Raw genomic sequence first — 26,604 nt, 5'->3', positions numbered from 1 at the left:
TTCTACCAACATCCGATTTATATTCTAATTCACAATTCAAAGAACTTATAACTTCTAAAACTCTAAAATAATTTTTTACTATATTTGACATAGATATTGGTTGTTTGGCGACTTCAATATACTGAATTTCAGTATCTTGACCAATATCTAATCAATTTATTTTGCTTTAAATAATTACACCCAACGGGTTAATTAAATATTTTCTTTATAAAGCATACTTGCAGCTCCCAGCAAGGCCGCTATTTCATTATCCGTAGAAACAAAAACAGTAACTTCACTACCTGCATTTTTTATTTTTTCTTTAAAAGCTGACAAGAAATAAGCACTTGCATTTGCAATTTTACCTCCAATTATGAAACTATCCGCTTCAAATTTTTTAAACCACGGAATTACAATCTCCGCTAAATTCTCTCCCATTTCCTCGAATACTTTTATAGCCATAACATCTCCTGTATTAGCCAGATTAAAAAGCTCAAGTCCATTCTTAATATTCATTCCGCTTACATCATGATAACGATATAAAAGTCCTCGCACCGAGACATAATCTTCAGCAATACCTTCTTTAAATGGAACATTGTATAACTCGCCATCTGCAGGCACTTGAGTTCCTGAATCTATTGCTCTGCCATTATCTATAAAAGAAGCGCCAAGGCCAGTACCAAGGGTCACCCCCATTAGTCTTTTTGAACTATTCTTTGCATTTTTAAAAAATTCTCCTTTACCAAAACAATTGGCATCATTATCGAAAAGAATAGGTAAATCATCAGACAAATTAAGTCTTTCTCGAATTAATTCACGAATGTTTAAACTATAAAAGTGTTCGTATTTAGCTTGTCCTTTTATCCAACAAATACCATTTGTATAATCAAATGGGCCCGGCATACATATCGCTAATCCTTCTAACTTTTCTACTCTTGAATTCTTCCATGAAGTACGAATGGCTTTCTCCCAAATATCCAAAACCCCAACCGCAGGCAAATTAGAATCAAAAGACTCTTTATGTACTGAAAAATCAATTACTTTCATCTCATTAATAGCTATAACTGCCGCAGTAATGTGAGTTCCTCCAACATCTAACCCTAATGCATATTCTTTATTCATTTATTTTTTTCTTGTGTTTACTATTTGTTTAAAAAGTTACGCAGCCCTTTTTAATACATTACCTCTGACCTATTCTACTATAATTTCATCTGCAAATAACCATCCTGACTTTCCCGCACCACTATGCCCTGGAGGACAGAGATTATTTTTAGCGGTTACTCTTATGTATTTTACTTTTTGTTGCATAAATGTTGCGTTAAAATCATATAACGCTGTTTTCTGATTAATGTCTATTGGATTGCTCACCGTTTTTATTTCAGTGAAAACAGTTCCATCATTTGACACTTCAAATTTCACGGATTGAGGCAGAAAAATCCAACTACCGTAATTTTGCAGACAGCCCAATGAAATACTTTTAATTATTTTTGGTTCACCCAAATCAACTGTTGCAATCATATCTTTTCCACTGAATCCATGCCAATATTTACTGGGAGCATTTCCTCCTCTAACTCCATCAGTCAAAGAATTTGGGCCATCCGCTAAATAATATTCACTTACAGGGTAGGTATATTGTACTGCACTTCCAACGGCTTTGTGCATCACAAAATTTTGTTTTACAGCTTGAACTCCTTTTATCTGACCATCTACAACAGTAGATGCTTTTAGTACAAAAGAAGATTTTACAGCAATAGGTTGTTCGTATTTTTCGCTTTGCAAAGTAGGTTCTGAACCATCAGTCGTATACCGAATTTCTCCGTTCAGCGCTTCCGAATAGAGATTCACAAGCAATTGCCCGTTTTGAGAAGAAGGTTTAATATTTACCGTAAAATTCCCTGGAGAATAATGCAGCCCTTTTTGTCCGTATCCTTTAAAGTGATATTGCAATCGTTCGTTAAAGTTATCCCAGTTTTTATTTTCTTTTGGAGACCATAAAACTTCTGCCAAAGCTGCCATACGAGGCAATACCATGTATTCCAGATGCTCTGTAGTAGTGATAAATTCCGTCCAGACGTTACCCTGAGCACCTAACACATATTGCTCTTCCTCCGTATTTAACTCTTTTGGAATAGGCTCATAATCGTATACTTTTTTTACCGTATTGAAACCGCCAATAGCAAAAGGTTCTCCCTCTGGCCCTGACTGATAATGGTCAAAATAACATGGAGAACCCGGAGTCATCACTACATTATGTTTCATTTTGGCAGCTTCGATTCCACCGGCTTCACCACGCCAGCTCATCACAGCTGCCTCAGGAGCAAGTCCACCTTCTAATATTTCATCCCAACCAATCATTTTTCTTTGTTTGCTGATGATAAATTTTTCCATTCTTTTCATGAAATAACTCTGCAACTCATTTTCATCTTTCAGTCCTTCCGCTTTCATTCTTGCCTGACAACGGGGACATTTTTTCCAAGGTGCTTTGTCAACCTCATCACCACCTAAATGAATATAAGTAGAAGGAAAAAGTGCTATAACTTCAGTTAATACATCCTGCAAGAAAGAGAATACTTCATCATTACCGGCACAATAATTAGATGACATATTGGTATAATCCCCACCTGTTAAGGGTAGTTGTGGTTGTTGCGTACAACTCAATTGCGGATAAGAAGCAATAGCAGAAGCTACATGACCCGGCATTTCGATTTCAGGTACAATCGTTATGTTTCGTTCTGAGGCGTATTTTACAATGTCTTTAATCTGTTCTTGTGTATAAAATCCGCCGTAAGTTGGCTTTTCTCCTTCTTTAGCCTGAGGTCTTTCCCTCCAGTTCAAATTGGTATGATCCACTCTCCAAGCACCAATTTCAGTAAGTTTTGGATATTTTTTTATTTCAATTCTCCAGCCTTGGTCATCAACAAGATGCCAGTGAAACACATTCATTTTATAAGAGGCCATAAGATCAATATATTCCTTTATTACATCAGGACCAAAGAAATGACGGCTCACATCCAGATGCATTCCTCTCCATTTAAAACGAGGATAATCATTCACTTGCATAACCGGCACTTCCAAAGCTGCATTAGTACGTATAGCCGGCAGGGTTTGGAATACCGATTGCATACCGTAAAAAACACCTTTCGGACTGCTTGCTTTAATTACAATAGCAGTTGGCGATACATTTAACTGATATCCTTCATCTAGAATGTCTTTATCAATTACAAGCTCAATTTTTTTTGCTGCCGCTTTATTTAATTTTAAAGAAAATCCTGAAATCTTTTTGATATAGGAAACAAAAAAATGAGCAGTTGATTTAAGCTCTTTTTGTGATTTTTTGTATTTAATAGCCGTATTTCCATCAATTGTAAAGTAGCCATTCCCCATTTTAAGATCAACAGGTTTTGGAATAATGGAAGGCTGTTGTTGTGCATTTATTGCAACTGAAATTACTAAAAGAATTAGTAAAACTATTTTTTTAAACACCATAATATTTCTTATTTTAAGAGTGAATACTACTTTTATAGATTAAAATTTAGCAGTTTTTATTTGGTATATCGCATCTAACATGCCATTGCGGGAAGTATCTAAAACCAGTTCCCAAAACATAATACCGCCCAGTTTCTTTTGTATTGCATAGTCCGTTTTTGCCTTAACTGAAGAAACATCATCGCCAGTAGCAAATAATTTTTCTTTTTCATTATACCAGTAAGACGCTTTTGCTTTTTTGTCCCAAAAATAGCTCCATCCTTTAGCTTCTGTAAATGAGGTAGAATATTCTCTAAAATTCACCCCATTAGTTGGTATCCCAGATTGATATAAACCATTATTAACAGCTGATACTTCTTTCCAAACACGGGTATAAAAAGCTGCTCCAATGACTAGTTTCCTGGCTGGTATTCCTAATTTTAATAAGTAGCTTACCGCTTTATCTGTAGATTCTTCATCCTTTTTCGTACTAAACAATGGCGTATGATGTCCTGTGACTTTTGAATAACCGTTGACTAAATCATAACTCATAATGTTTACTCGATCCACCAATGGCATTATTTTTTTCCACTCCACGGATTGGTCCAAATATTTTTGGAATCCTCCAGCCGCAAAGCTCAATTCATTCTTATTTCCTAAAGTTTGACGAAGAATTTTTATAAGTTCCGTAAAATTATTTTTGTCGGCTTCTTGGTACAAATGACCCGGATATCCTTCAATAGTAGGGTATTCCCAATCCAAATCTAATCCATCACATTTAAAATAAGTATTGACTTCCTTTACCGATTTTGCAAAAACTGCTCTTCCTTTTTCAGTTGAAAAAACATCCGAACAAGGAGCGCAACCTCCCCAACCTCCTAAAGACAGCATAATTTTGAGTTGTGGATTTTTAGCTTTTAAGGATACCAAATATTTAATGGTGATAGAATCCTTAGCGGTGTCGACATTTAATTTACCATCCTTCAAATGACAAAAACTATAGATGATATGCGTCAGTTTATTGACCTCAAATTCATTTATTAGTTTATCATCACCCGTATAATAAGCAATTACAGCTAATTTTTCATTGCTTTGAGCAGTTATACCGTTAGTAATAAGAAGTAACAAAAAAAGGAATTTTATACTTTTCATTTTTACATTATTTATTGATTTCGAACATACATTATTGATTTTCAAATTGTAATTGCTATTGATATGTCTATATCTGCATAAAAAATAGACCCGCAGATTTTAAAGTAAAAATATGGAGATATACTTTTCAAATTATTTATTTTAAAAGCTAATGCCATTACAATTGATATGCTTAAATATTTTTATCTTTTAAAATTTGAGGATATTTGATACTTGTATGAACAATCAATTCGCCAAACAATGTATTCGCCCAGGCAAACCATTTACGCGTAAATTTTGTGACATCGTCTTTATGAAAAGACTCATGCATAAACCCCGTATCTGCATTTGTTTTTATCAAATTGCTAATACACTTTCTTATTTCGTTTTCATCTACACTGGTAATTGCTCTTAAAATTATACTCATCGGCCAGATGGTATCAGCGCCAGTGTGGGGACCTCCAACACCTTCTCCAGCTTTTCCTTTATAGAAAAACGGATTGTTTTCTGAAAGCACTACTTTTCGAGTATTAAGATATAAAGCATTATTAGGTTGAATGGCTCCTAAATAAGGTAATGACAATAAGGAAGGAACATTAGCATCATCCATCATGTGAAAACTTCCATATCCATTTACTTCAAAAGCGATGATTTTTCCAAATTTTGGATGCTCAATAATTCCGTTTTCTTTTAATCCTTTCTGAACCTGTTCCTGTAATTCTTTTGCTTTAGCGACCAAATCAATATCTTTAATTTCTGGCAAAGAGAAAATCTCCATTAAATAACCCAGTACTTCAATGGCAAACATATTACTTGGAATTAAATATCCAAACAAAGTACTGTCATCACTTGGTCTGAAAGTAGAAACGATTAATCCGCAAGGTTTTACCGGATATCCATAACCACTTAAAGGAACTCCGTCAGTTGCCCAAGCTGTTTCGCGCTGAAAACTGTAAGGCCCTTTATCATGCATTCGTTGTTGTTCTTTGAACGTTTGCAATACTAAAAGCATCGCTTCTTTCCATTTTTTATCAAACAAGCTAGTATCTCCAGTTTGTTTCCAATACCCATGCGCCAATCGTATTGGATAACACAAACTGTCTATCTCCCATTTGCGTTCATGAATTCCGGGTTTCATTTTGGTCAAGTCATTTTTCCACTCACTTACTTTCGTAAAATCTTTATAAAAAGCATTCGCATACGGATCGAGCAAAATACATTTCGTTTGGCGGTTGATTACTCCTTTTACCAACTCTCCAAGTTTAGCGTCTTCTTTTACAAAAGGAAGATAAGGCCAAATTTGGGCGGTACTATCCCGTAACCACATTGCATCAATATCTCCAGTAATTACATACGTATCCGGTTTACCATTGATGATTTCAAAATCGACTGTAGTGTCCAATGTATTAGGAAAACAGTTTTCGAACAACCAAGCCAGTTCAGGGTTTGCTATTTGTTTCTTGATGCGTACAATAGCGGCTTCTACTGCTGTACTGGTGAATTTTCTCTCGGCCAATGGAGGACGTTTGCTAACAAAATCCTTCATTGGAAAATTAAAAATATTGGACTCAGAAGCAAAAACTTTCGATTGAAGTGCTAATAATCCTGCGGATAAAATTCCTGTGTTTTTTATAAATTTTCTACGTGTTTGCATCGTATTATTTTGAAGTTGAATAAGAATATGGATAACTACTCACTGAAGTTCCTCTTTCTACGTTCGGTGTACTAATCATGTCAAAATTCAACTCGGCACCTTTCAACATATCAAAATGATTGATATAGTTCTTTGTGTAGGTTTCATTATTCCATTTTAACTCCTGAACATATTTATTGTCACCCGAATTATTTGGTGCATTTATAATTAACTGCTTGCCATTTTCTAATTCTAAAGTTGTTTTTTTGAACAAAGGTGCTCCAAGAACATATTCCTCTGTAGCAGGACAAACGGGATAAAAACCCAAAGCTGAGAAAATATACCAAGCCGAAGTTTGTCCGTTATCTTCATCACCACAATAACCATCTGCCGTTGGTTTATACAAACGATTCATTACTTCTCTAGACCAATATTGTGTTTTCCAAGGCTGACCAGCATAATTATACAAATAAATCATATGTTGAATAGGCTGATTCCCATGTGCATATTGTCCCATATTCATAATTTGCATTTCCCGAATTTCATGAATAACCGAACCATAATAACTGTCGTCAAAAACGGGAGGCATGGTAAAAATAGCGTCCAATTTAGTAGTGAATGCTTTTTCGCCGCCCATTAAATCAACCAAGCCTTGCACATCATGAAACACACTCCAGCTGTAATGCCAACTATTTCCCTCAGTAAAAGCATCACCCCATTTAAAAGGATTGAAATCCGCAGGAAAACTGCCGTCTTTATTTCTTCCGCTCATCAACTTGATGGAAGGATTAAAAACGTTTTTATAATTCATCATTCTTTTTTCGAACAAATTAATTTCTGCTTTTGGACGATTTAAGGCTTTTGCCAATTTCCAAATAGCAAAATCATCATACGCATATTCTAATGTTCGTGCTGCATTTTCATTAATCTTTACATCATAAGGAACATAACCCAACGTATTGTAATACTTCACTCCTATTCTTCCTACTGCATCCATCGGTCCTTCATTATTGGCTCCGTGTACTAATGCTTCGTACAACTTATTAATATCATATCCTCGCAATCCTTTTATATAAGCATCAGAAACTACGGAAGCCGAATTATTCCCCACCATCACATTTCTAAATCCAGGACTGGACCATTCCGGTAAAAAGCCACCCTCTTTATAATCATTAATCAAACCTTCCTGCATTTCTTTATTTATGGAAGGATAAACTAAATTAAGTAATGGATACAACGCTCGAAAAGTATCCCAAAAACCAGTTCCAGCGTACATATAACCTGGCACTATTTTTCCATTATAAGGGCTGTAATGAACAATTTTACCTTTCGAATCTATTTCATATTGCTTTTGGGGAAAACAGGCCGTGCGGTACAAACAAGAATAAAAAGTTTTGAATTGTTCGTCACTTCCGCCTTCCACTTTTACTTTATCTAAAACTTTATTCCATTCTTCTTTTGATTCTGCAACAGTTTTTTCAAAAGAAGCATTCCCTAATTCCGTTTTCAAATTCAACTCAGCTTGTTCTACACTTATAAATGAAGAAGCAACTCTGACATTGATTTTCTCCCCTTTTTTAGTTTTAAAAGTCACCACAGCACCGGCATGATTCGCTGAACTTTCCAATTTATCTTTTTCCAAAACAGTGTCTTTCCAAGTATAATTCGATGAAAAAGACTTATCGAATAGTAGCACAAAATAGTTTTTGAAATTAGCCGGAACGCCACCGCTATTACGAGTTGTGTATCCAATAATTTTATTTTCGGAAGGGATAATTTTAATATAAGAACCTTTATCGAAAGCATCAATTACGATGGAAGATTGCTCATTTTCCGGGAATGTAATTTGAAAGTGCGCTGCTCTTTCGGTTGTTGTTATTTCAGTCGTCACATTATAATCGGCGAGATATACGCTGTAATAATATGGTTTCACGGTTTCGGCTTTATGACTGAACCAACTAGCTCTTTCGTCTTCTTTAAAAACTAATTTACCTGTAACAGGCATAATGGAAAACTGCCCGTAATCATTCATCCAAGGCGAAGGCTGATGGGTTTGTTTAAATCCTCGAATCTTATCGGCAGTATACGTATACGCCCATCCATCACCCATTTTACCAGTTTGTGGCGTCCAAAAATTCATTCCCCAAGGTCTGCAAATTGCGGGATAGGTATTCCCATTAGAAAGATTGGATGAAGATTGTGTTCCCATTAAAGGGTTTACATATTCTACTGGATCTAAAGTTTTAACCTGCGCATTTGCAACAACACTAAGTAACATTAAACCAAAAATCAAACTCTTTATTTTCATAATTTTAAATATAAAATGATTCTTAAAAACCTCAGCCATTATCTACTATAACTGATCATTAAAAACTGACTACTGAACATTCCTACATTGGTCTGTCTTCTTTTTTTACACCCCAAGTAGTTGACGGTTTACTTCCCATATACAATTTTAATTCTCCTCCTTTTGTAATCATTTCGTGAGTGATATAGGATTTGGTATAGGGCTTTCCATTGTATTCTGCTTTTTGAATATACATATTGGTACGGCTATTATCTATTGCTGTTAATTTGAAAGAAATACCGCCCTTATAATTTATTGTAGCATTATTTACCAAAGGACTTCCCAAAACATAAACCCCATTAGCTGGATTATCGGAGTAAAACCCCATTGCGGAGAAAACATACCAAGCTGACATTTGTCCTAAATCTTCGTTCCCACATAATCCATCGGGTTTTGTGGAATAAAATTTATCATCAATTTCCCGAATCAATTTTGCCGTTTTCCAAGGTTGTCCTGCATAGGCATACAAATAGGGAATATGATGATTGGGTTCATTCCCTTGTGCATATTGTCCAATCAAACCACTGATATCCGGAGAAGCTTCTTCGCCTTCTACTTTGTCAGTTATTAAAAACAGAGCATCTAACTTGGCTAAAAATTTATCTTCATTTCCAAACAAATCTATTAAACCATGAGGATCTTGAGGCACTAACCAAGTGTATTGCCAAGCATTTCCTTCTACATAATCGTCCTTGCGATGTGCAGATGAAAGTGGATTGAAAGGCGTTCTCCAATTACCATTGGCTAATTTCCCTCTCATGAACGTGGTTTCTTTATCAAAATAAAATTTATACAAATTGGCTCTCTTTGAAAAATAAGCAAAATCCTCCGTCTTGTTCAAAGCTTTTGCCATTTGCGCCACACACCAATCATCTATGGCATATTCCAAAGCATTCCCAACGGTTTCTAACATCGTATCGGCAGGAATGTATTGCAGTTTTTGAACGTAATCCATTCCGTCACGGGTTTGCATCGCCGTTTTCTTGATTGCTTCGTAGGCAAGAGCGGTATCATAATCTCGATATCCTTTTAGATAAGCATCGACAATAACAGCAATCGAATGATTTCCATTCATGGTATTGGTTTCGTTACCCATCAAATGCCAAACCGGTAATCTCCCTTGTTGTTGATAAATTGCCAAGAATGATTTCACAATATCATTAATTTTATCAGGTTGTGTAATCGTGTACAAAGGATGCAAAGCACGATACGTATCCCAAAGTGAAAAAGTGGTATAATTAGTGAAATTTACTTTTTCATATACCTTTTTGTCTGTTCCTCTGTAATCGCCATTGGCATCATTAAAAATAGAAGGCGCAAACATTGTATGATACAATGAAGTGTAAAAAACTTTCATCGTTTTTTCATTGGCCTTGATCTGAATTTTATTGAGCGCTGCATTCCATTTTGAATTGGCTTGTTTCACCGTTTTTGCAAAATCCCAATTTGGAATCTCCGCTTTTATATTTGCGGAAGCATTCTCATAACTTACCGGAGAAAGACCCACTTTGACTAAAACCTGTTTGTTTTTTAAAGTTGCAAAATCAATAACTGCTTTCATTCGAACACCTTCTCCCTCATTCCCTTTTACAATAGCAATGCTATCATATAGAGATATATTTGCAATAGGTTGCGAGAATTCAATAGCGAAATATACCCGTTGATCGGTAGCCCATCCTGCAGAATTTCGGTAACCCACAATGGTGGTTTTATTTATTTTTTTGATAAAAGTCTTCACAGGTTTGTCCCATCCAATACCATCGGCAAGGTCTAAAAGAACATGAGAATTATTCGCAGCATTAAAAGTATATTTATGAAACCCAACTCTTTCAGTAGCGGTTAATTCTGCTTTTATTTTGTATTTATCCAGCAAAACACTGTAATATCCTGGCTTGCTTATTTCATTTTTATGCAAAAAATAAGAGCCATAACCGGTAACCATATCTTCTTTTGTTCCTTTGGTAAGTGGCACTTTACCCGATACTGGCAATAACAGAATATCGTTTAAATCTCCAATTCCTGTACCGCTCAAATGGGTATGTGTAAATCCTAATATTGTATTACTCGCATAATTATAACCGCTACACCAATCCCAGCCTTCAAAAACATTTACCGGCCCTAACTGAACGGCTCCAAAAGGAACATTGGCTCCCACAAAAACATGTCCATGTCCAGCTGATCCTATGAATGGATTAACATATTGCGTGTAATCTAAATGCTGCTTTCCAGTTTTTACTTGTGAAACTGCCGGCTCTGTAAATAATATATTGAACGCAACTATACCTGAAAAGGCTATTTTACTAAATTTTGCAAACATTATTCTTTATTTTATTAATTGACTTCGTTAAAATTAACTCATTTCTAACGGATAAAAGTTCCTCCGCTACAATTCTATTTGTTTTTATTTATATCGATTAATTACATCATATAATGATGTAACTGTTATAATTGGCTTTGTTATTTTTCCTTCAAACGAAATTTTCATTTCTTCTCCAGCTTTCAAATCCATATAATTAGTGCTTAGTTTTCCTTTGTATCCCTTAATCTCTACATAGACATATTTGGCTGGTTTCAGGGCTTTAATGATTATTTCATTTCCTTTAATTCTCCAACTGATTTTAGGATTTTCCAATTTCAAATCTATAGGTCGAGTCAGGTCAATCTCAGGGGTCTTGTCATCCCGATACGCTTCCCGCATGGCATACCAAGCTGCTTTGGGTTGTCGGTTATAATAATCGGTGACACTCCAACTCGCCACAGGCCAACAATCATTCAATTGCCAAACTACAGTTCCCATATTATAAGGCGCTTTGGAACGATGAATCCCAATAATATTCTTTAGCGAATAATATTGCAAACACTGGGTGAGATAGGTATAATCGGCCACTTTCATGTTTTTCACTTTGGTGGAATCAATAAAATAGCGATTCAAATAGGAGTTTAACTTCGTAAACCCTTTTCCTGCTTTTTGATGCGCTTTTAATACATCCGAAAATAAATAACGGTCTTCAGGTGACGTAAATTTTTCTATTGAAGAATAATTCGGCATGGCTTGCATTCCGTATTCACTAACAAATCGTCCTGTTTTATTTTTAACCACCTCAATATCTTCCAATCCCCACCAAGTTCCCCAATAATGGCTGTCCCCTTCTGTAATACTTTGTTTTTTACCCCAACCAAATAATGGTGAACTGCTGATATACGGTCTTTTATTATCTACCTCTTTTACCCATTTTGGAATACTGTCCTGAAACAATCGAACATAATCTTTCCACAAACGAATAGAATCCTGCTTCGGCATATTCATCGCCTTTTGCCATCCCCAGTTTTTAAATGCCTCATCAGATTCGTTATTACCGCACCATAAAACAATACTTGGATGATGACGCAAACGCTTCACTTGGTATTGCACTTCTTCTTTTACATTATCAAAAAAAGCTTTATCTCCAGGAACCATCGTTCCAGCAAACATGAAATCCTGCCAAACGTTGATTCCATATTTATCACATAAATCATAAAAATAATCGTCTTCATAAATTCCGCCACCCCAAACACGAAGCATATTCATATTGGCATCTTTTGCCATTGAAATTACTTTTTCATATTCTTTTTTGGTAACTCTCGAAAGAAAAGCATCCGATGGAATATAATTGGCTCCTTTCATATAAACCGGCTTGCCATCAATTTTAAAATAAAATGATTTTCCAAGACTGTCGGGTTGTTGTACCAATTCTATTTTACGGTTTAGAACATAAGGCTTCTCTGGTGTTTTTTCATCGTAAGTTTCCAATCGCACTGCTTTCCAAATGCCACATGTAGTAAATTTAGGTCCCCAATCCCATCCAAAATGATATTGGGCTTTACGAACATACGCACGAGGATTGTCCGGAATTACAAAAGGCAAATCTTTTTTGGCAAGGGAATCAACAACGTTTTGTGCCGATTGAAATACAACTACCAAATCATTATTACCTGATTTTATTATTTTTTTCACGTCTACCCGCCATTGACGAAACATATTATCAGCTTTTAAGATTAATTGTTTATTCAAATAAACCGTTGCATACGTATCTAGTCCATCAAAAACCAGTTCTGCATTTTTTTTATTTAACGTTGCTGAATTTACCTGAAATGAAGTTTTATACTCCCATTTCTTTTTTTCAATCCATTGCAGTTTTTTTTCATTATCACGATAAAAAGGATCTGGAATGAGTTTGTTATTTAGCAAATCAGTATGCACTTCTCCCGGAACTGTAGCGGCATTCCATTTTACCGTTTTCTCCTGACGAAATTGCCAGCCATTTTTTAGAACTATGGAACTATTTTGAGCATTCGCCACAAAGAACAGATTTGTAAAACAAAAAATTACAAACCAACAAAAGTCTTTTTTACATTTCATTATGGCTGATTATTTGGTTATTGTGTTGCTTTTTATCTTTCATAAAAGTAAAATTTCTGTTATTTGATTCCAATATTTTTATGACAATGTATTTCCCAATTTGCTCCCCTTGCAAAACTCCATTATCAATAGCGTCCCTAAAATGAATACCTCCGTACAACCTTGAAATAGCTGCTTCTTGTGATGCCTGTAAAAAGGATTTAAATTTTCTTTCAGGCAAACCAAATTCTGTTTCAGTTGCATCTGTAAAGGAAAAATTATCTCCGAAGATTTTAGTAAGCACCGTTGCCGCCGCCGTAGATATTACACTATGTCCTGATGTATATTCCGGAAAAGGTGGTGTTTGTAACAATGGTTTCCATTTATTGTCAATCCATTTATTAATTGCCGTTTCTGGTCTTACCCTATTCGTTTTGTATTTTCCATCCCAACAGGAAATAAATGCATCGGTTAATGTAATAGCGACAGTTGCATGAATAAAAATAGTTTGTTCTAAACTTGTTTCCTTTTTTAAACAGGCATTCCCCGTAATACCAATCCAATGTCCGCCTGGAGATATTTTTTTTAACCCAAATTCTACATGTCCAATCTGTTGTAAAGCAAAAGGATTACAATCCCAAAAACTGGCTATTGCTTTTTGTTTTTTGGTCAATTTGTTTACAATGGAATAAACCTCATCCATTTGTTTATAGAAAGGAGATGTTTTCACAGTATCGAATACAATGGGAGCTATGGGTTTAAATTGTTGGGCAGAATCCAATAAAAAAGGTCGTATTTGGTTCCAGTTTGGTTCCTGTGCTTGCATATATCCCGGTCCGGTTGGCTGCCAATGTCCGTCACCACTTAATGGCGTATATTTTTTAAAGCTGCTTAATTTTCGAAAATTATCAGTTCTTATATACGGTGTGATTTGAGCTATTGTAAGTTGCACCAGCTGTGAAGTACGCTCCGTTTGTTCTTTAGAAATTCCTTTTTTTATAGCTACCCGCATTAAAGAATCCCCTTCGGTTGAAAACTTATATCCCGATGGTAACAGTTTTTCTGCCATTTTATAAACGGCATACACGGATGCCAAAGAAGCGTCACTTTTTGTGATAAGTGTATCGGCAACCTGTACTTTTGGGAAACCATTGAGCAATTTCGAAAAAGATTGCTCCGGCATTTGAAATAACGACATTACTTCATTCGACGCAAGCGTTACATAAGCATAGTATCTGGCTGCTGCCACTGGTGATGTAACATCATTAACCATGACATCGGTTACTTTTTTTAAAGCTGAAACATAATCCTTTGAAGAAAATATTTCAGAATTCTGGGAAAAACAGGTAGTTCCCAGAAAAAGTACAAACGCGATAAAAATATATTTTCTCATATTGGATATATTAATATTTGTAAACCGCAGGAAGCTGATTGTTGATAGAAAATAAGACCTTTTTTTCACCCTTAGATTCTATAGAAATAATATCCTTTACGCAGCCCTTCACATTCAACCCAGAACTTAGTTGAGGCATATAAGTAAAATTTCCTTTTCCGTCTCCTGTCAATAAAACACCATAATTAGCATCTATTTTTCCAATTTTTATTCTCGTTTTCTCTATATTTCCCCCTAATAGAATGTCATTTTTACCGTCATGATTATAATCTGCGATGGCAATAGCATAAACAGGAGCATAATTTGCCTGCATGGGTAAACTGTGTGGAATGAAAGTACCATTCTTATTTTCGAACCAACTTGTTTCAAAAGAATCCGCTTTCAGAACTTTTGCCCATTGCAATTGCTCTGGTGATAAAACTTCATTGATAGTTGCTTCTGAATAGGAATCATAAGTAGGAAAGCGTTGTCGGAGGCTCACCATCTGATCTGTCAATTCATCTCTACTCGCCACAGGAAAAGATTTGCCCTGAATGTATTGACATAAAAAGGGATCTATAGAACCATTTTTATCAAAATCACCATAATAAAGTGTTGCAGGTTCCGTATTGCTAACCTTGATTTGACTGTTGGTACCCCAATTTGCAGCGACCAAATCTAAATCGCCATCACCATCTAAATCGGCTGAAGCCAATCGGTTCCACCAACCAGATAAAGCAGTGGGGAAATATTTTTGAGTGGCATCGATAAGCTGACCATTTTTGTTTTCGAAACAAGATATTTTCATCCATTCCCCACAAACAACCAAGTCCGGTTTTCCATCTTTATTTACATCCATCCATATGGCATCAGTAATCATCCCTAACCGTTGCAATCCAGGTGCTACTGTTGCAATAGCATTCGTAAACTTCCCTTTTCCATCATTCAATAATAAAAAACTCTCGGGTGCTTCAGGATATTTTCCCGAAATAATACGGCTACCTATAAATAAGTCAGGATCGCCATCACCATCTACATCCGCTAGTTTCACACAAGAACCATTACTTGTTTCTATTGGTAAAGCGCCCTGACTTTTTACAAAAGTACCGTTGTCATTTATATAAATTCGGTCTTGTAAAGCCGCGTCATTTTCATCAAATGCATAACCACCGCTTACGACATACAAATCCATATCTCCATCCATATCGGCATCAAAAAATAATGCATCTACATCCTCAGAAAGGCTGTCTCCTTCAAATGCCTTTTGGGGGGAACGAATAAAACTTCCATTTTGCTGTTGCAATAATAACTGCCCTGCCTGATTTTTAGCTCCGCCAATGAAAATATCTTCCAGCCCGTCTTTGTTCACATCTGCTTTGGCAATATGTGGTCCGCTATACGAAAGCATATTGGTCATTAAAGGCTGTGTTTTAAAATCATTCGTTTCCTCTTCAGTATGTCTGTAAGGAACAGAAACATCTGCTAAAGAAAATACAGTTGAAGTACTAGTTGGAGCAGAATAAATACGATTTGGATTAGTATATGTAACATGTATCGTTTGATTTACGGTGTTATTTTTAAGCGTCTCCAATTTGCCATTCGGCCAATAAACAGCAATCGAATCAATTGTCGCAGAAGGCAAACCAATATGCAAGGGTTCTAGCATTGCACTTTGAAAACCATGTATCGGATAATTTTCCTGTGTTACGATTCCTTTTGGGGTATACACTTTTACTTTTGCTCCCAAAGCATTTCTATTTTGCCCCGGCATTTGTAATGCTACGTTAATATAATTCCCCGTATTATTCATTTCAACAGCATTATTGCGATAAATTGCTGCCACATCATTCATCCGATTTATTACCAAATCAAGATCTCCGTCATTATCAAGATCCGCGTAAACTGATCCCTGAGAAAAATTTTCATTTTCGAGTCCCCAATCCATGGAGCAATCTTTAAACTGAAGATTTCCTTTGTTTTCAAAAATATAATTGTGAAGTGGTGTAGACTGGATTCCTTTCAGCATTTGAAACATTCTTTCTCCAGATTCTCCGCGTAAATATTTCAATCGTTCATTCGCATAAAATTTTGCAAAATCGCGATTTATCATGTCTCTTCCATATCCATTGGAAACAAAAAGATCTTTATTACCATCATTATTAAAATCAGCAAACAAAGCTGACCAACTCCAATCCGTATTAGAAATTCCGCTTAATTGTCCCGTTTCGCTAAAAGTGTTATTCCCATTATTTACCTGTAACATATTACGCATTAACTGGTGGTAAAACCCATTTTGTAAGGTGTTGTTATAAAGCTCATAATTATCTGGAGCGTATAATAATTTCTGCCTTTTATTATCTGCCGGCAACATGTCCAGCGTATAAATATCTGGCCATCCATCATTATTAATGTCCGCAATATCTGCTCCCATAGAAAAATTAGAAATATGTCCCATTTGCTCTTTTAAACGATCCGTAAAAGTTCCATCTCCATTATTGATATAGAGATAATCTTCTTCCACATAATCATTGGACACATATAAATCTGGCCATCCATCATTATTAATATCACTGACAATAACTGAAAGCCCATATCCCAGTGGATTGGAAATAATACCAGCTTCTAGAGTTACATCTGTGAAATGATTGTTATCATTCCGATAAAGTCGATCACCTGCATCAGGGTCTACCATCTTTTTGACAAAAGCAGCATCAAAATTCCGTAATTCTTTAATATTGTGATTTAGTACAAAAAGATCCAAATCACCATCACGGTCATAATCAAAAAAAGCAGCTTGGGTAGAATAGCCGGAATCAGCAACTCCCATTTCTACAGCTTTATCTGTAAATGTAATTTCACCGTTGACAGAGGGAGAAGGCCCATTATTGATAAACAACTGGTTCCTTCTCTTTTCAGGTTCGGTATCGCCGGAATAACTAACATACAAGTCCAGCCAACCATCCCCATTAACATCTGCCACACTTACACCTGTTTTCCATCCTTTATGCCCGTCTACTCCAGCACTTTTTGTATTATCTTCAAATTTAAAGTCTCCTTTATTCAAATATAATTTGTTGGGCTGGGTATTAGCGGTAAAATACAGATCTATTAATCCATCATTATTAAAATCGCCGGCAGCTATACCACCGCCATTGTAAAAATATTCATAGGTTATAATGTTAAGTTCCGGTGTTTCTTTTAAAAGGTTATTGAACGTAATTCCAGTTTTTTCAGCAGGGAGCAAAGAAAACAATTTTGTCTGCTGCGAAAAAACAGGTAAAAAGAACAGTAAACCAATCCCAATAGGTAACAAAAACTTTTTCATACTTTCTTGTTGTTATTAATACCGATAGCTTAATTTAAAATAAGTCGGGTAGGTTTTACTACCCGACTCAGATTAAGTTTTATCTAAACTATTCCTTTAAAATCAAGGCTTATCCCACCAAACTCTAGTAGTGAATTCATCCGTACCTTGTTGTGTAATAGCAGTATTATAATTAGCAGTATTATTAACACGTTCCGTTTCATCATAAATTAAGCGTCTTGGCATTGTTCCTCCAGTTAAATTACCTGGAAAATTTACAGGTGTTATAATTGGATAACCTGTTCTTCTAATCTCGGCAAATGCTTCTAATCCATTGAAGAATAATGCAATCCATTTTTGTGTTCCTATCTGATTTAATTTAGCGGCAGTTGTACCCAAAGTCATAAAAGGATTTGCAACTAAATAAGCAGTAACTTCAATATTACTTACAGGAGCGACGGCATTTCCATATACAGTAAGCATTTGCATGGCAGCAGTTACTCCATTGTTGTAATAGGTTTGTGCATTTCCTGAATCCCATCCTCTTACAGCTGCTTCAGCTAATAAAAATTGTACTTCGGCATAGCTCATAATAATATCTGGGGCATCTTGACGCAATATAGTCAAGGTATTAGGATCAGAATACGCTTTAATTCCTGCCGCAGTCCAGCTTGGATGCGTAGTGATTGTTCCTGAAGTATAGCCATTAGGTAATCCTTTTTGACTAGCAGGTGTATTATCACTCGTGCTTTCTATACGAGCATAGATACGCAAACGCGGATCACTGGTGTTTTGCAATTGATCAATAAATGTCTTACCAAGTTTTGTACTACCATTTCCTTCTTGTAAATCTTCACGTAAAAAAGGAGTTGTATAAGGATTTCTGTTTACGCCGTCAGGTCCAGTAGCATGATTTAAAATTACATTATCAGCATTGGATTGAAAAACGCCCCCAGCTATTGCTTTACCAACCCAAAGTTGTGCTTTTGCAGGATCTACTTTAGAAAGACGCATTCCCAATCTAAGCATTAGAGAGTAAGAAAACTTTTTCCATTTAGCAACATCTCCCGAATAAAACAAATCTGAAGAAGTAAAAAAGGGTTTGCTTGCATCTAAAGCTTGAGCTGATTCATCTAATTCTTTTAAAAGATCGTTATAAATATCTTGTTGCTTATCGTATTTAGGTTTCAGAATTACATTAGTATATCCTTTACCTGCATCAAAATAAGGAACATCTCCGTACAAATCAGTCAAACGATGAAATAAATATGCTTTAATGATTCTAACAGCACTTCTCTTATTCGCATTTTCTGGAGTATCCGGAATGGTTGCTAATAATTGTGATGTTTCTTTTATTCCGTTGCTATAAGTTGATCCAAAAAAAGCTCCAGACCACTCGGTTGAATAGGAATATTTATCACCAGAATAGGCAAATGAACCTAAATGTTGAACCATAGCACTCGCATAAATCAAGTTTGCTCTATGATTTTCATAATCTTGTCCATTCATGTACACTTCTGATAAAGAAAAAACGGAATTTACATCAGGGGTTACATAGGCATTAGGGTTTTTATTTAAATCTTCAAACCCATTGTCGCAGGAAGTAAGCACTAGAATACATCCTAAACCAGCGCTTAAATACTTTATTAAATTATTTTTCATCTTCGTATGTTTTTTTATTAAAACTTAACATTCAGGTTTAACCCAAAGCTTCTGGTTACAGGCACTCCACCTCTTTCAAGTCCTTGTTCATTACCATTTTGATAATTTGATTCAGGATCAACATTAGGAACCTTACTATAAAGACTAAGTAAGTTACGAGCTACGAAAGAAATATTTACCCCTTCGATATGTGATTTTCCAAGGAAACTTTTTGGAAAGTCATAACCTAGCGATACCGATCTCAACTTGATAAAATCAGAAGAATAAACAAAATTAGCTGTTTGTCCACGTGCCCATGCTCTCCAGTAATCCTGTGCATTTGCAGTTACATTTACCGGAGCTCCATTTACATCTACACCATTAACCGGAATTCCATCTTCTCTTCCTTCCAATGTTCCTTTGTGCAATCCTAAACGATATCCTAAGTAGTTACTGGATGAAAATACATCACCACCAAATTTAGCGTCAATCAATACTGATAATCTGAAATTTTTATAAGAGAAATCATTGGTAAAGCCCATACTATATGGAGCTACACCTTTACCTGCAGTTACTAATTCACCTCTGCGTAAAGTACCATCAGCATTGTATACCAAAGCTCCACTTGCATTTCTTTCATAATTATATGCTTTTATAATCCCAAACGGTTGCCCTTCTTCTAAAACAATAAAAGCATTACCATCTCTATTATCAGCCAAAGTTTTAGACTTAAGTTCATCCGAAAGTTTTACTACTTTACTTTGGTTATACCCCATATTAAAACCAGTATTCCATGTAAAATGCTCTGTTTTAAAAGGGATTCCGCTTATTTGTAGTTCTACCCCTTTATTAGAAATTTCACCTACATTTATTTTTGTTGAATTATAACCTGATGAAATAGAAACGTTTGCATCAGCAATATCATTAGTGGTTGTTTTGCTATAGTAAGTCACATCTAAGCTCAATCTGTTTTTAAAGAAAGAGTTTTCTGTACCAAATTCTATAGTTCTTACATTATATGGTTGTAAATTTCCATTAGGTATAGTATTTCCATTTGTTCCAACCAATGGTTGTCCAAAATAACCTTGCCCTACTGGATTGTATGTTAAAACTAAAGCATAGGCATCTGGCAAAGCACCTCCTACATTACCCCAACCACCTCTGAATTTACCGTAGCTCCACCAATCTGGCAATTTGACAGCATCCGAATAAATAAAACTGGTACTAACCGAAGGATAAAAGGTGTGATTGTTTTTTGGACTCAAAGTAGAAAACCAATCTTCACGTCCAGTAAAGCTTACAAAAAACAAGTTTTTATAACTCAAATCGGCAGAACCAAACAAGGAGTTCACTTCACTTTCTGCAAAATTTTCATTAGAAGATTTATTTTTCAGGTTGCCATAAAAATATTGAAAAGGCACAATAAATTCACTACCGCTAAGGTTGATTCCTTTGCTGCGATTATGCTGACGGTTTGCTCCCACAAAAGCATTGACTTCAAATTTATCCAAAAAGGTATTTTTATATCCAAGGATTCCCTCAGCATTATACTCATATCTGGTTTGTTGAATAACATTCATTCCTCCATTTGGATTATAAGCTATACCTGTAGGCTCGATATCAGTATATTCATAATTAATATGGTCAATCCCTAATTTACCCTTTGCATAAAGATTTTGATTGAAGTTGTAAGTAATACTGGAAGAACCAATAAATCGGTTTCTACGATCAAAATTCTTAACATAATTTGTAGCGAAATATGGCGTTTGAGAATAAATATTACCCCCAAAATGATTCGCTTCAAATCCATTTGCATCTACCCCTGGTTGCAACCATCTAACATCTGTATTGGTCGCCAATTGATAAACGGATAGATTCGCATTCTTTGGTGAATCCGAAAGAAAAGGTCTGTTATTTGCTCCTTCAATAACATATTGCGCATTGGTCTCCAAAGTAATTTTGTCATTTGGAGTTGCATTCAACGATAAAGTGAAATTTTTTCTATTGAAACCTGCACTAGGCAAAATGGCTTTATTCTCAACATTTCCTAATGAAAATCGATAATTGATTTTATCATCTCCACCAGTTAATGCAATAGTATTCGAATTAGTCGTACCATTGTTATAGAAGTTTTTCATGTTATCCTTTTGAGCACTATAAGGATGCATCAAACCATCGATAGAAAGCACCTGAGAACCATCTAATTTTGCTCCCCAAGAATAATTATATAAATCCTGAGCATCGGCTAAATTAGCTGGTTTTTGCCCTCTGTCTCCTGAACCATATACATATTGCCAATCGGTAGTTTTAAATACTTTTTCAAAAGTGTAGTTTGAGGTATATTCTACTCCTATTCCGTGTCCTGATTTCCCTCTTTTAGTGGTAATTAGGATAACCCCATTCGATCCTCTATATCCGTATAATGCAGAAGCAGCACTTCCTTTCATAACAGATACTGAAGCAATATCATCTGGGTTAAAAGAAGATAAACCATCTCCTTTGTCAGCTCCACCCCAACGTCCAGCGTTACCTTGTTGCGTATTGTCTATTGGAATTCCATCCACAACATACAAAGGTTGATTAGAACCGGATGCTGATGTAGCACCACGAATTACTACTCTACTGGAACCTGCTGGTCCTGTCGCAGTTCCGGAAACGTTTACTCCAGCCACTCGACCTTGCAAAGCATTTCCTAAATTGATTTCTTTTGCTTTAGATAAATCATCCCCTTTTACCTGACCAACGGCATAACCTAGTACTCGTTTTTGTTTTTTTACTCCTAAGGAAGTAACAACTACTTCTCCAAGCTCTTGTGTGCTTAAAGCCAGTATAACAGTAATATTGTTTTCATTTTCAGTAACATCTACTGATTTAGAACTAAATCCTATAGAAGATACAGTCAGAGTAGTTTTACCTGAAGGCACCATGACCGCAAAGTGCCCGTCAGAATCTGTTATTGTACTAATGGATTTCCCTTTTACCTTTACGGTTGCAGAAACAATACCCTTGTTTCCTGCATCTGCGACTACGCCTGTTATGGATCGATTTTGTGCTATTGCGCCAAAGCAGCTGAGCATAACCAATCCTAACACTGCTAAAATTCGTTTCATAAGCAATTTGTTTTAGTTTGTTTTTGGTTTTGTTTTAAAAAATTAATAAAAAAATAAGAACTCAATTTCAAAATAAGACTGAAATAAATTCTCCAATCCTACTCTAATTTCCTGCACTTTAAATACTATAAATCGATGGTTTAAATCGATTCAATAATTAGAAGAAAAAACATTTGTTATATTTTCAATATTTCAAAATAGCTTCCTATTCTTATTAAACAAGGATCGAATCGAGTAACTATATCGATTTCGTAAATAAAAAAAGCGTGCAGATTCACTGCCTTTTAAAACTATCCTGTCTTTTAATCAAAAGCGAATAGAGCAATTATCGACTTTATGATTAAAAAACATACTGAATTCACAACTACTATTCTTTCCTCTTTATCATTCAAAAACCGAATAGAGCAATTATCGATTTTATAATTAACAAAAAAATGTAGCATTTTAAACTCCTAAATAATTATTCCAATTCCTTATAAAATTGCTTGAAACAACTATTCCAACTTAATAATTAAAATGAAAATCAGCTACATTTTCATTTTCTAAATCACTTACCCTTCGAGTAAAGTTTTAATTAATTTTGCTAAATCGATTTAGCAAAATGATAAAAAAAAACGAACTTTTCATTTTTTGCAATAAAATGAATAGCCCTAATCTAAATTATACAGATTCCCTTATGAGAAGCTTCCCTTTTTGAAGTACCTTCTCTATTACAAAATCCCTACCGTCTATCATTTGATCCATAAGCAATTCTACAGCTTTTACAGCTATAGCATCAATAGGTTGCTCAATAACAGATATTGATGGTGTATGTAATCTAAAACTATAATGATCATCAAAACTAATAACAGATAAATCCTTTGGTATTTCTAAATCCATTTTACGAAAAGCCTGTAATCCGGCAAGTCCCATATAGTTAGCTGAAAAAAGAACAGCATCAATTCCAGTATTTTTTTCAAAAAAATGAACTATAGCTGCAATTTTAGCATCTTCATTACTATGATATTCTAAATGAAGAATAAGGGATTCTTGGTAGAGTCCTGCCTCTTTCATCGCATCAACATAGCCCTTTTCCCTCAATTGCATCTGAATCATTCCTGATGTGTTATTTACAAAAGCAATACTACGACGCCCTTTCTTTATAAGAAATTGTGTAGCGGAATAAGATTCTTCATAATTATCCATAACAACATGACTAACATTTTGCCCTGGAAAATACCTGTCAATCAATACCACAGGCTTTTTTAATTTAATCAGGTGATCGATACTTTTTTCCAATTTTTCCGTTGGAGTAATAATAAAACCATCCACATTAGCCTGAAGAAGGCTTTGTATCAGCTCATCAGAACGATCATCATCATTACCGGTACTGCAATAAAAAACTCTATAACCCAGTTTTTTTGCCTCATCCTCAATTACCCTTGCCAAATCAGAAAAAAATTGATTCGAAATATCCTCCACAATAAGACCAATCGATCTTGTCTTTCCTGTACGAAGACTACTCGCAATCATATTAGGCCTGTAATGCAACTTTTCAGCAACTTCCTGTACTTTTTTAATAACAGCCTTGCTAATGTTCATTTTCTCACCCTTATCGTTAAGGACAAAAGATACGGTAGAGATGGAAACCTTAGCTTCCAGGGCAATATCTTTAATGGTGATTTTTTTCATTTAGCGTGTTAATTTTATATCAAACTGTTATTAATTATGTGACAAATATATATAAAAATAGTTACAAAATCGTTTTAGTAAATATTTTTATAAAAGAATTATTTTTATAAAGTTAATAAACCAGTAAATACGCAGTATTTAAGGATATCTACAGAGATATCCCTATATCTGAATAATAAATAAATTTGCATTAAAATTAGACTCACAACAAATTTCAATCTGATAAAAAACAACTTCACTCAATAAGAATAACTACTTATGAAATAAATACCTCTAAAAGGGAAGCTTTTCCTTGGAGAACAAATGCATTCATAGCAGCTGGAATTAAAACTGTATCCCCTCTTTTATATTGCAATTTTGAATTGTTATATTCAATTTCAAATGTTCCTTCCACACACATATATACCGTAAAGCTTTTCCCAGATTTAGAAACGGTAATTGCCCCATCTAACGGAATGAAATTAGTTGTGAAATAAGGACAGTCTACAACAGTATTGGATTCGTTTACCTTTTTAGTATATTCTTTTTGAGTCTCTACCACATTGTAGTTAATCGCATCCAAAGCCAAATCAACATGTAGTTCCCTAGTATTACCACTAGCATCAATTCGCTCAAAATCATACAATCGATACGTAATATCAGAAGTTTGCTGAATTTCGGCAACAACTAATCCCGCACCAATAGCGTGAACCGTTCCTGTTTCCAAAAAGAAAACATCAACAGACTTTACTTTTACATCATCCAGAATAGAAAGTACCGTTTTATTTTTTAGATTTTCTAAATAATCGCTGGCATTCGATTTTTCTTTAAAGCCAACAATTATTCGAGCATCATCATCAGCTTGCATAATGTACCACATCTCCGTTTTTCCAAAAGAATTGTGACGCTTTTTGGCCAACTCATCATTAGGATGAACTTGTATGGACAAATCTTCACGGGCATCCAAATATTTAAAAAGCAACGGAAACTGCTTTCCAAACTGAGCATGAACCTCTGTTCCTAAAATCTCATTAGGACATTCATTGATAATATCAGTCAACGATTTCCCTTTCCAATCTCCATTAGCAATGACACTCACATCACCTTCTACAGTGGATAACTCCCAGCTTTCACCCGTTATTTTTGATTTAATTGGCTTATGAAGTACCGTTTTCAGTTTTTCACCGCCCCAAATTCTTTCTTTTAAAATAGGATAAAATTGTAATGGATAAAATTTCATTTTGCTTTTTTATATGATTATCATTTTATAATTCTAGTTAAATCAATTTTGCTAAATCGATTTAGCAAATATATAAAAATAGTTGTAAATCAAAGAAACTGAATTCGAAATTAAACATCATCAAAAAATAAATCATTTTAAGACTCCATTTATTTCTTAAGAATTCACAATAACAAAAAAACCCAAAGTAGCTACTTCGGGTTTTCTTCTATTAAAATAATACGTTTATAATCGGTAAATAAATGATTCATTACCATTTAATAATAGCGCTTCCCCAAGTAAATCCGCTACCAAAAGCAGCCAAAACTACTGTATCTCCTGATTTTATTTTTCCTTTTTCCCAAGCTTCTGTCAAAGCAATTGGAATAGAAGCGGCAGTTGTATTACCGTATTTTTGAATATTATTATACACTTGTTCATCCGTAAGATTGAATTTCTTTTGGATAAATTGGGAAATTCTCAAATTCGCCTGATGCGGAATTAACATATCAATATCTGAAACCTGCAAGTTATTTGCTTGCAAACCTTCATTTATTACTTCGCTGAAACGAACAACTGCATTTTTAAACACAAATTGCCCATTCATATAAGGAAAATAACTTTCATCATCCGGATCATTATCGGCTAAAATATCAGTAACCCAGCGTCCTCCCATTCCTGGTGCTTTCACAATTAGCTCTTCGGCGTGTTGCCCCTCTGAATGCAAATGCGTGGATAAAATTCCTTTAGTCAAATCTTCTTCTCTGCTCAAAACAGCTGCTCCTGCTCCATCTCCAAAAATTACAGAAACACCTCTGCCTCGAGTCGTCATATCCAATCCGGTTGAATGGACTTCAGAACCAATTACCAAAACATTTTTATACATTCCCGTTTTGATGTATTGATCAGCAACTGACAACGCATAAATAAAACCGGAACATTGATTTCTAACATCCAATGCACCTACAGTTCTAAGACCTAAATCACGTTGAACTAAAACTCCTGGTCCAGGAAAATAGTAATCAGGACTTAATGTGGCAAAAACTATAAAATCAATAGCTGACTTTGCAACACCGGAACGCTCAATCGCAATTTCAGCCGCTTTCACTCCCATCGAAGTCGTCGTATCTTCCCCACGTATAATGTGTCTTCTTTCCTGAATACCCGTACGCTCCTGAATCCATTCATCATTCGTATCTATAATTTTAGATAAATCATCATTGGTAACTATATTGGAAGGAACGTAAAATCCTAATCCTGCTATTTTCGAATGGTACATATGTTTTGTTATTTTATTAAAATCAAGGCTGTAAATTTAAATATACTCTAAAATATTAGACCACAAATTACTACTTTTTTGGTAATATGCAATTAT

The 26,604-nt window shown here is 35.1% G+C and carries 14 protein-coding genes and 1 pseudogene; all 15 read right to left on the bottom strand.

Going from position 1 to position 26,604, the window contains the following annotated elements:
• Positions 1-91: pseudogene (locus tag ACM55I_RS16345) on the bottom strand (IS982 family transposase); the annotation flags it as partial.
• 101 nt (positions 92-192) lie between these two features.
• The gene (locus ACM55I_RS13315) at positions 193-1,101 is read right to left on the bottom strand and encodes an ROK family protein (RefSeq protein ID WP_416847329.1); all 909 of its coding nucleotides are present in this window, start codon (positions 1,099-1,101) and stop codon (positions 193-195) included.
• A gap of 69 nt (positions 1,102-1,170) precedes the next feature.
• The gene (locus tag ACM55I_RS13310; RefSeq protein WP_416847327.1) at positions 1,171-3,465 is read right to left on the bottom strand and encodes a glycoside hydrolase family 20 protein; all 2,295 of its coding nucleotides are present in this window, start codon (positions 3,463-3,465) and stop codon (positions 1,171-1,173) included.
• 39 nt (positions 3,466-3,504) lie between these two features.
• Positions 3,505-4,596 carry a glycoside hydrolase family 18 protein gene (locus ACM55I_RS13305; protein WP_416847325.1) on the bottom strand — a complete coding sequence of 364 codons (1,092 nt, stop codon included), beginning with the start codon at positions 4,594-4,596 and terminating at the stop codon, positions 3,505-3,507.
• A gap of 172 nt (positions 4,597-4,768) precedes the next feature.
• On the bottom strand, positions 4,769-6,229 hold the full coding sequence (locus ACM55I_RS13300) for a glycoside hydrolase family 125 protein (RefSeq protein WP_416847323.1): 1,461 nt from the start codon (positions 6,227-6,229) through the stop codon (positions 4,769-4,771).
• Positions 6,230-6,233: 4 nt separating this feature from the next.
• Complete coding sequence (locus ACM55I_RS13295) at positions 6,234-8,516, bottom strand: GH92 family glycosyl hydrolase (protein WP_416847321.1); 2,283 nt, start codon at positions 8,514-8,516, stop codon at positions 6,234-6,236.
• 82 nt (positions 8,517-8,598) lie between these two features.
• Positions 8,599-10,872, bottom strand: a complete 2,274-nt coding sequence (locus ACM55I_RS13290) for a GH92 family glycosyl hydrolase (protein ID WP_416847319.1) — start codon at positions 10,870-10,872, stop codon at positions 8,599-8,601.
• Between the two features lie 84 nt (positions 10,873-10,956).
• On the bottom strand, positions 10,957-12,894 hold the full coding sequence (locus ACM55I_RS13285) for a beta-mannosidase (RefSeq protein WP_416847318.1): 1,938 nt from the start codon (positions 12,892-12,894) through the stop codon (positions 10,957-10,959).
• Positions 12,895-12,943: 49 nt separating this feature from the next.
• Positions 12,944-14,326, bottom strand: a complete 1,383-nt coding sequence (locus tag ACM55I_RS13280; protein WP_416847316.1) for a vanadium-dependent haloperoxidase — start codon at positions 14,324-14,326, stop codon at positions 12,944-12,946.
• Between the two features lie 10 nt (positions 14,327-14,336).
• Positions 14,337-17,630 carry a VCBS repeat-containing protein gene (locus ACM55I_RS13275; RefSeq protein ID WP_416847315.1) on the bottom strand — a complete coding sequence of 1,098 codons (3,294 nt, stop codon included), beginning with the start codon at positions 17,628-17,630 and terminating at the stop codon, positions 14,337-14,339.
• 102 nt (positions 17,631-17,732) lie between these two features.
• Positions 17,733-19,271 (bottom strand): SusD/RagB family nutrient-binding outer membrane lipoprotein, encoded by a 1,539-nt coding sequence (locus tag ACM55I_RS13270; protein WP_416847314.1) that lies wholly within the window; start codon positions 19,269-19,271, stop codon positions 17,733-17,735.
• A gap of 17 nt (positions 19,272-19,288) precedes the next feature.
• A complete protein-coding gene (locus tag ACM55I_RS13265) occupies positions 19,289-22,360 on the bottom strand; it encodes a SusC/RagA family TonB-linked outer membrane protein (RefSeq protein ID WP_416847313.1) in 3,072 nt (1,023 codons plus the stop codon).
• A 660-nt stretch (positions 22,361-23,020) separates the two neighbouring features.
• Positions 23,021-24,031 (bottom strand): LacI family DNA-binding transcriptional regulator, encoded by a 1,011-nt coding sequence (locus ACM55I_RS13260; protein ID WP_416847312.1) that lies wholly within the window; start codon positions 24,029-24,031, stop codon positions 23,021-23,023.
• A 256-nt stretch (positions 24,032-24,287) separates the two neighbouring features.
• Entirely contained in the window at positions 24,288-25,250 is a 963-nt protein-coding gene (locus ACM55I_RS13255) for a type I phosphomannose isomerase catalytic subunit (protein ID WP_416847311.1), read from the bottom strand.
• A 250-nt stretch (positions 25,251-25,500) separates the two neighbouring features.
• A complete protein-coding gene (locus tag ACM55I_RS13250) occupies positions 25,501-26,508 on the bottom strand; it encodes a 3-oxoacyl-ACP synthase III family protein (RefSeq protein WP_416847310.1) in 1,008 nt (335 codons plus the stop codon).
• Positions 26,509-26,604 lie beyond the last annotated feature (96 nt).

This window comes from Flavobacterium algoris (genome assembly GCF_048158525.1).
GTDB classification, from domain to species: Bacteria; Bacteroidota; Bacteroidia; order Flavobacteriales; family Flavobacteriaceae; genus Flavobacterium; species Flavobacterium algoris.
Note: the sequence above shows the minus strand (reverse complement) of the source record. Positions and strands in the feature narration are given on the sequence as shown.

Bases quoted from the DNA above. Each gene is read 5' to 3' on its own strand.
- ACM55I_RS13305 (WP_416847325.1), bottom strand. From the start codon at position 4,596: ATGAAAAGTATAAAATTCCTTTTTTTGTTACTTCTTATTACTAACGGT.
- ACM55I_RS13290 (WP_416847319.1), bottom strand. From the start codon at position 10,872: ATGTTTGCAAAATTTAGTAAAATAGCCTTTTCAGGTATAGTTGCGTTC.
- ACM55I_RS13265 (WP_416847313.1), bottom strand. From the start codon at position 22,360: ATGAAACGAATTTTAGCAGTGTTAGGATTGGTTATGCTCAGCTGCTTT.
- ACM55I_RS13260 (WP_416847312.1), bottom strand. From the start codon at position 24,031: ATGAAAAAAATCACCATTAAAGATATTGCCCTGGAAGCTAAGGTTTCC.
- ACM55I_RS13250 (WP_416847310.1), bottom strand. From the start codon at position 26,508: ATGTACCATTCGAAAATAGCAGGATTAGGATTTTACGTTCCTTCCAAT.
- ACM55I_RS13315 (WP_416847329.1), bottom strand. From the start codon at position 1,101: ATGAATAAAGAATATGCATTAGGGTTAGATGTTGGAGGAACTCACATT.
- ACM55I_RS13275 (WP_416847315.1), bottom strand. From the start codon at position 17,630: ATGAAAAAGTTTTTGTTACCTATTGGGATTGGTTTACTGTTCTTTTTA.
- ACM55I_RS13280 (WP_416847316.1), bottom strand. From the start codon at position 14,326: ATGAGAAAATATATTTTTATCGCGTTTGTACTTTTTCTGGGAACTACC.
- ACM55I_RS13270 (WP_416847314.1), bottom strand. From the start codon at position 19,271: ATGAAAAATAATTTAATAAAGTATTTAAGCGCTGGTTTAGGATGTATT.
- ACM55I_RS13310 (WP_416847327.1), bottom strand. From the start codon at position 3,465: ATGGTGTTTAAAAAAATAGTTTTACTAATTCTTTTAGTAATTTCAGTT.
- ACM55I_RS13255 (WP_416847311.1), bottom strand. From the start codon at position 25,250: ATGAAATTTTATCCATTACAATTTTATCCTATTTTAAAAGAAAGAATT.
- ACM55I_RS13300 (WP_416847323.1), bottom strand. From the start codon at position 6,229: ATGCAAACACGTAGAAAATTTATAAAAAACACAGGAATTTTATCCGCA.
- ACM55I_RS13295 (WP_416847321.1), bottom strand. From the start codon at position 8,516: ATGAAAATAAAGAGTTTGATTTTTGGTTTAATGTTACTTAGTGTTGTT.